Source organism: Streptomyces sp. NPDC054813, assembly GCF_053611365.1.
Map to the genome: position 1 here is coordinate 72,936 of NZ_JBSHAF010000023.1, position 8,633 is coordinate 81,568.

At 69.8% G+C, this 8,633-nt stretch carries 5 protein-coding genes and 1 pseudogene; 2 read left to right on the forward strand and 4 right to left on the reverse strand.

All coding sequences use genetic code 11. The features are described 5' to 3' along the window. Positions 1 to 61 precede the first annotated feature (61 nt). Positions 62 to 2,191, reverse strand: a complete 2,130-nt coding sequence (locus ACWGJB_RS36450; protein ID WP_453384327.1) for a 3-hydroxyacyl-CoA dehydrogenase NAD-binding domain-containing protein — start codon at positions 2,189 to 2,191, stop codon at positions 62 to 64. Beyond that, complete coding sequence (locus ACWGJB_RS36455) at positions 2,188 to 3,405, reverse strand: thiolase family protein (RefSeq protein ID WP_450764909.1); 1,218 nt, start codon at positions 3,403 to 3,405, stop codon at positions 2,188 to 2,190. Before ACWGJB_RS36455 ends, ACWGJB_RS36450 begins: the two co-directional genes overlap by 4 nt. Before the next feature lie 265 nt (positions 3,406 to 3,670). Here ACWGJB_RS36455 and ACWGJB_RS36460 point away from each other — a divergent pair. After that, a pseudogene (locus ACWGJB_RS36460) lies at positions 3,671 to 3,893 on the forward strand (carbohydrate ABC transporter permease); the annotation flags it as partial. Between the two features lie 226 nt (positions 3,894 to 4,119). On the opposite strand, the gene ACWGJB_RS36465 reads toward ACWGJB_RS36460, so the two are convergent. Then, positions 4,120 to 5,355, reverse strand: a complete 1,236-nt coding sequence (locus ACWGJB_RS36465; protein WP_453384328.1) for a hypothetical protein — start codon at positions 5,353 to 5,355, stop codon at positions 4,120 to 4,122. Positions 5,356 to 6,273: 918 nt separating this feature from the next. On the opposite strand from ACWGJB_RS36465, the gene ACWGJB_RS36470 reads away from it, so the two are divergent. Continuing rightward, positions 6,274 to 7,101, forward strand: a complete 828-nt coding sequence (locus tag ACWGJB_RS36470; protein WP_453384329.1) for a TetR family transcriptional regulator — start codon at positions 6,274 to 6,276, stop codon at positions 7,099 to 7,101. A gap of 119 nt (positions 7,102 to 7,220) precedes the next feature. Here the strand turns inward: ACWGJB_RS36470 and ACWGJB_RS36475 are convergent, their stop codons facing one another. After that, a complete protein-coding gene (locus ACWGJB_RS36475; protein ID WP_453384330.1) occupies positions 7,221 to 8,501 on the reverse strand; it encodes a ribonuclease D in 1,281 nt (426 codons plus the stop codon). Positions 8,502 to 8,633: the final 132 nt, after the last annotated feature.

Below are 8,633 nucleotides of genomic sequence, written 5' to 3' on the forward strand. Positions count from 1 at the left end.
TTCCACGGCATGCGAAAGGGGGCCTCCGCGGATCGCGGGGGCCCCCTTCGGCTGTCGGCGGTTACGCCGGGACCGACGCCACGCCCGGCGCCAGGAACTTCTTGCCGTTCACGCGCTCGGAGACACCCTCGCGGTCCAGGTACGGCGTGATGCCGCCCAGGTGGAAGGGCCAGCCGGCGCCCGTGATCAGGCAGAGGTCGATGTCCTGCGCCTCGGCGACGACACCCTCGTCGAGCATCAGCCCGATCTCCTGGGCGACGGCGTCCAGGACACGGTCTCGGACCTGCTCCTCGCTGAGGACGACGTCACCCTGCTTCAGCAGCGCGGCGACCTCGGGGTCCAGCTCCGGCTTCCCGCTGTCGTACACGTAGAAGCCGCGCTTGCCCGCCTTGACGACGGCCGCGAGGTTCGGGGAGACCGTGAAGCGGTCCGGGAAGGCCCGGTTGAGGGTCTCCGAGACGTGCAGGCCGATCGCCGGACCGACCAGCTCCAGGAGCACCAGCGGGGACATCGGCAGGCCCAGCGGCTCGACCGCCTTCTCCGCGACCTCGACCGGGGTGCCCTCGTCGATGACGTTCTGGATCTCGCCCATGAAGCGGGTGAGGATGCGGTTGACGACGAACGCCGGGGCGTCCTTCACCAGGACCGCGGTCTTCTTCAGCTTCTTGGCGACGGCGAAGGCCGTGGCCAGCGACGCGTCGTCGGTCTGCTCGCCGCGCACGATCTCCAGGAGCGGGAGGATCGCGACCGGGTTGAAGAAGTGGAAGCCCACAACCCGCTCGGGGTTCTTGAGCTTCGACGCCATCTCCGTCACCGACAGCGAGGAGGTGTTGGTGGCGAGGATCGCGTGCGCCGGGGCGACCGCCTCGACCTCCGCGAACACCTGCTGCTTGACGCCGATCTCCTCGAAGACCGCTTCGATGATGAAGTCCGCGTCCGCGAAGCCCTCGGCCTTGTCCAGCACACCGGAGACCAGGGCCTTCAGGCGGTTGGCCTTGTCCTGGTTGATACGGCCCTTGCCGAGCAGCTTCTCGATCTCGGCGTGGACATAGCCCACACCCTTGTCGACACGCTCCTGGTCGATGTCGGTCAGCACGACCGGCACCTCCAGGCGACGCAGGAAGAGCAGGGCGAGCTGCGAGGCCATCAGGCCCGCGCCCACGACACCCACCTTGGTGACCGGGCGCGCCAGGTTCTTGTCGGGCGCACCCGCCGGGCGCTTGCCGCGCTTCTGCACCAGGTTGAACGCGTAGATACCGGCGCGGAGTTCGCCGCCCATGATCAGGTCGGCGAGGGCCAGGTCCTCGGCGTCGTAACCCTGCTGGAGGTCGCCGTTCTTGGCGGCGGCGATGATGTCCAGGGCGCGGTAGGCGGCCGGGGCGGCGCCGTGCACCTTGGAGTCCGCGATGAAGCGGCCCTTGGCGACGGCCTGGTCCCAGGCCTCGCCGCGGTCGATCACCGGACGCTCGACCTCGACGTCGCCCTTCAGCACCTGGGCGGTCCAGATCAGCGACTGCTCCAGGAAGTCGGCACCCTCGAAGAGGGCGTCGGCGATGCCGAGGTCGAAGACCTGCTGGCCCTTGAGCTGCTTGTTCTGGTTGAGGCTGTTCTCGATGATCACCGAGACGGCCTTGTCGGCGCCGATCAGGTTCGGCAGCAGCGCGCAGCCGCCCCAGCCCGGGACCAGGCCCAGGAACACCTCGGGGAGCGAGAAAGCCGGGATGGCCTTCGACACCGTGCGGTAGGTGCAGTGCAGACCGACCTCGACGCCACCGCCCATGGCGGCACCGTTGTAGTAGGTGAACGTCGGCACGGCCAGACCCGCGAGGCGCTTGAAGACCTCGTGGCCGCCCTTGCCGATGGCGAGCGCGTGCTCGTGCTCCTTGAGGAGCTCGACACCCTTCAGGTCCGCGCCGACCGCGAAGATGAACGGCTTGCCGGTGATGCCGACACCGACGATCGTGCCCTCGGCCGCCTCCTTCTCGACCTGGTCGATGGCGGTGTTCAGGTTCGCCAGCGAGGCCGGGCCGAAGGTGGTCGGCTTGGTGTGGTCCAGGCCGTTGTCCAGGGTGATCAGCGCGAAGCGGCCGGCCCCGGACGGCAGGTCGAAGTGGCGTACGTGCGCCGACGTCACGACCTCGTCGGGGAACAGGTCCGAGGCCTGCTTCAGAAGCTCGGCGGTGGTGCTCACTTGTCCCCCTCGAAGTGCGGGTTCTCCCAGATGACCGTCGCGCCCATGCCGAAGCCGACGCACATGGTGGTCAGGCCGTAGCGGACGTTCGGCTGCTCCTCGAACTGGCGGGCCAGCTGCGTCATCAGACGCACACCCGAGGAAGCCAGCGGGTGACCGAAGGCGATGGCGCCGCCGTACTGGTTGACGCGCTCGTCGTCGTCGGCGATGCCGTAGTGCTCGAGGAAGGCCAGCACCTGCACGGCGAAGGCCTCGTTGATCTCGAACAGACCGATGTCGGAGATGCTCAGCCCGGCCTGGGCGAGCGCCTTCTCGGTGGCCGGGATCGGGCCGTAGCCCATGACCTCGGGCTCGACACCGGCGAAGGAGTACGACACGAGCCGCATCTTGACCGGCAGGTTGTTCTCGCGGGCGAAGTCCTCGCTGGCGATCAGCGAGGCGGTGGCGCCGTCGTTCAGACCGGCCGCGTTACCGGCGGTGACCCGGCCGTGCACACGGAACGGCGTCTTCAGACCCGACAGGTTCTCCAGGGTGGTCCCCGGCCGCATCGGCTCGTCGGCGGTGACCAGACCCCAGCCGGTCTCGCCGCCCTCGGGGTTGGTCCGGCGCACCGAGATCGGGACCAGGTCGGCCTGGATCTTGCCGTTGGCGTACGCCTTGGCGGCCTTCTCCTGCGAACGCACCGCGTACTCGTCCGTGCGGAGCTTGGAGATCTGCGGGTAGCGGTCGTGCAGGTTCTCGGCGGTCATGCCCATGAACAGCGCCGACTCGTCGACCAGCTTCTCGCTGACGAACCGCGGGTTCGGGTCGACGCCCTCGCCCATCGGGTGGCGGCCCATGTGCTCGACACCGCCGGCGATGGCGATGTCGTACGCGCCGAAGGCGACGGAACCGGCGACCGTGGTGACGGCGGTCAGAGCGCCGGCACACATACGGTCGATGGAGTAGCCGGGCACGGAGGTCGGCAGGCCCGCGAGAATGCCCGCGGTACGGCCGATGGTCAGACCCTGGTCACCGATCTGGGTGGTCGCGGCGATGGCGACCTCGTCGATCTTCTTGGTGTCCAGCCCGGGGTTGCGGCGCAGCAGCTCCCGGATCGCCTTCACGACGAGGTCGTCGGCGCGGGTCTCGTGGTAGATGCCCTTCGGGCCCGCCTTGCCGAACGGGGTACGGACGCCGTCGACGAAGACGACATCCCTGACGGTACGAGGCACGATTGGCTCTCCTCCAGGGTGCGGGATGGCACTGCTGCATGCGCTGAGCGCGCGCTCAGGCCCATGCTACTTATGAGTAACGTGACTGCCCACCCCTGACGGCGGGAGCGGCGAAGGTCACATGAAGGGAGGCCTGCGCCGGAGCGCCCCTTCGGGGGCGCGGGGCTGTTTCGATATGCGGCTTCACCGCGTGGGCGCGAAAAGCGACCACCGGCCCGCGGCCCCGCCACGACCGTCACCGAGGCGGCGCCGTGGACCCTCGCGGCGTGGCATAGCCGTCTACAACGACCTACATCCCTTTCCTCTACATGCCGTCCCAGAATCTTGGCGTGATCTCGACGTCCCTGTTCCGCTTCCGCGGTCCCTACGGAGCGCACTGGGAGGTCATCCCGGCGGGCGCGATCCTGGTCGTCCTGCCGACGCTGGACGTCTTCCTGTGCCTGCAACCCTTGATCTACAACGGCTTCGTGCGGGGAGCGACCCGGTGAGCGCCGTTCGACGCCGGGCGCCGACCAGCCGCGCGCGCATCGGTGTGCTGTACGCCCAGCTCCAGGATGCGAGCGTTCTGCCTCATCAGGAGTGGGCTGTGTGGGCCGCCCTGGCGGGCGGGGCAGGCGGCGGCCCAGGACCGGGGTGACGTGAGCACGAGGGCTCCTCTCGGGTGGTGATGTGCGCAAAGGCGCGGCCGCGGTGTCACGGACGGCCCGGTGAACGTCATCCGTGGTGTTCCAGCGCACGGATCACGCTGTAGTCCCGTTCGATGGCGCGCGGCTCGCTGCTGCTGAGCACGGCCTCGGCGGACACGGGGGCACCGGGCGTGCGGATCTCGCTCGCCGCGACCACGGTGGGCAGCGAGCGCAGGACGGCTCCCAGCCACGGGGCGATCCCGGCGGTCGCACGCATGTGCACCCGCACGATGTGCTGTCCGCCCGGCGCGGGCGTGCACCGGGCGGCGGCCGGAGGTATCCACGTACCCAGCGCGTCGGCGGCGCGGTTACGGCCGGTCGCCGTCCGCAGCGCTTCGTCGGCCGGCGTCACGACGGGCGCCGCCAGCGCGCCGACCAGCAGGGGCTCGCCACTGGCCCCGTACGCGAGCCGGGTGGTGACCGGGCCGCACACCACGCCGAGCGCGTCGAGCACCCGCGTGGTGCGGAGCGTCAGGGTCCGCGCCAGCGGGCTGCCCGGAGCGAGCAGCTCGGTACGGTCCAACCGGCCGTCCCCGGTGTGGACGTCCGCCCACAGGTCGGTGACGACGTGCTCGGGGCGGCCGTCCAGGCCCGGGCGAGTGGCGGTGTTGACCGTGTACTGGCGCCCGGAGGGCCGCTCGCTCAGCACCAGGTGCGCGCTGCCGGAGTGCTGGACGGCCGCGTGCCGCATGGCGGCCCAGGCAGCGCCGATCTGGAGTTCGTCCACGCACTCCACCGGGTCGACCGGGGTTCCGGTGGCCGCCGGGGTGAGCAGATAGCCGGGCATGGGGTGGCTCCGCGCCCAGGCCACGGCCTCGGCCGGACTCGCCGTACGGATGCCCCGCAGCGTGGGAATGCCCACCCGCGCCAGGCGGTCCGCCTGTGCCCCGCGGTCGTACCTCAGCGGTGAGGAGGCCGGATCGGCGCCGGGAAGACCGAGCTGCCAGGCGATCCGCTCGGCCGGCTCGATGCCCCCGGTGCTGCCCGCGACGACGGCCGAGACCCCCAGCGCCCGCAGCGCCTTGACGGTCTGCCGGACGCCGCGGTGCACGACCGTGCCGGCGTACCCGGCAGGCACCGGCGAGTTCCGGTACGCCGGCGGCCGCAGGCGGCGCTCCGGGACGACGGCCACCGTCCGCCAGCCATGCCGGGCGAACGCCCGTGGATACGGGATCCCGCCGTCGTAGGGGGCGATCACCGCCGCGGTGTCGGCGGCGGGGTCGGTCCGTAAAACGGCCGCAGCGGGGGCGGAGGGGATGGTCATCGGTGCGGGCTCCCAAGCAGACGGGTGTGAGGCCGAAGCGGGTCAGCTGGTGCGGGCGGTCATCCGGCCGCCCGGGTTGCTCACGCGCACCTGACGAACCAGGTGATTGCTTCGGGTCTCCGCACGTTCACTCCGCGGATGCCGCCCACGGGAGCCGGAACCGAATGCGGATCGCATCGAGTACAAAGCCGGCCGTGCACCGGCGCCGACGGCTCGGCATGCCTCATCCGAACGCGATCGGAACGCATATGACCCCCCGTGCGGATGGGAGTGATCCGACGGTCTGCCCGCCCGGACCGCTCGACCCGTCATACGACGCCACCCGGTCTTGTTGGGACCCATCGGTCTCTTCTGCTGTGACCTCTCCACCCACCGGAAACGGCTTGCGTGCGTCCTCGAAGTACAGGACGGCCGAGTTCATCACCCCCGAAGAGATGACATGTCCGAGTTGCCGGAATGTGTGGTCGGGTTCAGAAGGGACCGGTCGGTCTGTTCTGTCGGCGTCAAGTCTGGAACTCGGGCGCTGTGACGTCAAGCAACCATGGGTCACACTGCTTTCAGGTGCCCGGCTGCGACTGGGATGCGGCGTGCTTAAAGAGGGAGGTCACGGTCGAAAGTCATGTCGGACCCTTACGCGTGGCCGGTGCCGTACGGCGGCCCTCCGTGGGTGCGAACAGCCCTTCCGGTGCCGGGTATCCGCCTGAACGGGCGGGGTAGTATCGGGAGGCTGATTAACGTGTGCGCGGTATTTTCCGGCTTATTGTGACGCCCTGAAATTCCTTTTACTTCGAATATGGTGCGGCCTTTCAGGGCTCCGAGAACGCTTGCGGGGGCGGGTGTTCTGGAACGCGTACGCAGTTTTCCCGGACAAAGCCCGTTCAGTCTCAACCGGCGAATGGGACTCGAAGGCGAGATCGAATGAGCAACCTGCGCAGGCCGCGACGGCGGCAACAGCGCGCCATCGACACGAGGCAGCGGATCCTCGACGCCGCTGGCGCACTCTTCGTGGCGGACAGCTATGAAGGGGCTTCGGTAAGTGACCTGATCACGGTCGCACGGACGAGCAAAGGGGCCTTCTATCGGCATTTCCCCGGGGGAAAGCTCGAAGTGGCGTCGGCCATCATGGAAGACACGCTGAGCATGGACGGGCTGCAGAAGCAGCGAATCATGCTCCAGGAAATGGTCGACATCGGCATGATCCTGGCCCATCGAATCTCCAGGGAGAGCGCGGTTCAGGCCGCCTTGATGCTGTCATTCCGCGGCAATGCACCAGAAACCTACGGAACTCCCTGGCCGGACTGGATCGTCTTCAACACGGGACAGCTGACCGAAGCGCGGCGGAGGGGAGAGCTGAAGCCCTTCGTCGACGTGGAGGAGCAAGCTTACCAGGTCGCGGGGAACTGGGCCGGAGTGGTCCTGATCTCGAACACCCTCGACCGGCACATGGGGAATGTCGAAGCGCGGATCGCGCGCATGTACCGCAACGTGGTGACCGCGATCGCGGTTCCGGAGGTCCTGCCGGAGATCGACATCTCGGTGCACCGCGGCAGGAACCTGTACACCGCGTTCCTCGAAGGCGCGGCTGATCCGGAGCTGCCGCGGGACGGGTCCGCGGCGGAACTCCCGGATCAGGCTGAAGAACTCGACGGTCTCGACGGGCTGGAAGGGCACGAAGGGCTGGAAGGTCTCACGGAGCACGCCGAAGAAGCGGCTCCGGGACACGCCGGGGTACTCCCGGGTCGGTAGCAGGACCACTGTGGAACTCGGCTCTTCAGCAGTGCCGTGAGGCACCCTGGAGGGCCGAGTCCCACGTCCCCGCGCCGGTACCCGGTGAGCCCGGAAAGGAACGGCCCGGGCGGACCGGCCTAGGCGGTCAGTGCCGTCACCAGCGCCGGCGTCACCTGCTCCACCTGCCAGGGGCGCGCGCCGTACCCCACCAGAGCGGTTCCCACCGTCTCGGCGTCCACGTCCTTCGGCGGCTCCCAGCAGAGCCTGCGCACCGTGTCCGGCGTGATCAGGTTCTCCTGGGGCATGTTGAGCTGCTCGGCCAGGGCCGACACCGCGGCCCGTGCCGCGGACAGCCGGGCGGCCGCCGCGGGATCCTTGTCGGCCCACGCCCGTGGCGGCGGCGGTCCCGTCACCGGCTGTCCCGGCAGCGGCAGCCCGGCGTCCGGCAGCACCTTGGCCCGGTCCACTGCCGCCTGCCACTGTTCCAGCTGCCGCCGCCCCATCCGGTGCCCGAAGCCGTTCAGCCCCGCGAGGGCGTGCACGTTGGCCGGCAGCGCGAGCGCCGCCTCCACGATCGCCGTGTCACTGAGCACCTTGCCGGGCGACACGTCCCGCTTCTGCGCGATCCGGTCCCGGGTCTCCCACAGCTCCCGCACCACACCCAGCTGCCGGCGCCGCCGCACCTTGTGCATCCCCGACGTCCGGCGCCAGGGGTCCTTTCGCGGCTCGGCCGGCGGCGCGGACGCGATCGCGTCGAACTCCTGCCGTGCCCACTCCAGCTTCCCCTGCCGGTCCAGCTCCTTCTCGAGGGCGTCCCGAAGATCGACGAGCAGCTCGACGTCGAGTGCCGCGTACCGCAGCCAGGGCTCGGGCAGCGGCCGGGTCGACCAGTCGACGGCGGAGTGGCCCTTTTCCAGGACGAAGCCGAGGACGCTCTCGACCATCGCGCCGAGCCCGACCCGCGGGAACCCGGCGAGCCGCCCGGCCAGCTCGGTGTCGAACAGGCTGCTGGGCATCATGCCTATCTCGCGCAGACAGGGCAGATCCTGGGTGGCCGCGTGCAGCACCCACTCGACACCGGCCAGCGCCTCGCCGAGGCCGGACAGGTCGGGGCAGGCGACGGGGTCGATCAGTGCGGTCCCGGCGCCCTCCCGGCGCAGCTGGACGAGGTAGGCGCGCTGCCCGTAGCGGTAGCCGGACGCGCGCTCGGCGTCGACGGCGACGGGCCCGGAGCCGGCGGCGAACGCGGCGATCACGCGGGCGAGCGCATCCTCGTCCGCGACCACGGGCGGAATGCCCTCACGCGGCTCCAGCAAGGGAATCGGCGCCCCCGTCACAGAAGATCCGGCGTCGTCCGGGGGAGTGCCCCCGGTGGTGCGCAGTGAACTGTCTGCGGCGGTGTCTTGGGCGTCGGTCACATGTCAAGGGTATCTGTGTGTGGACGGGGGGGGGCGGGGCCCGCGGCGGGGCGAGCAGCTGGCGCGCGCCCCCCGGCGGCAGAGACTCTCTCACTTACACTCGGAAAAACACGGACTCTCTCTCGAGGAGTT

Coding starts and splice junctions, on each gene's coding strand:
- ACWGJB_RS36470 (WP_453384329.1), top strand. CDS start 6,274: ATGAGCAACCTGCGCAGGCCGCGACGGCGGCAACAGCGCGCCATCGAC.
- ACWGJB_RS36465 (WP_453384328.1), bottom strand. CDS start 5,355: ATGACCATCCCCTCCGCCCCCGCTGCGGCCGTTTTACGGACCGACCCC.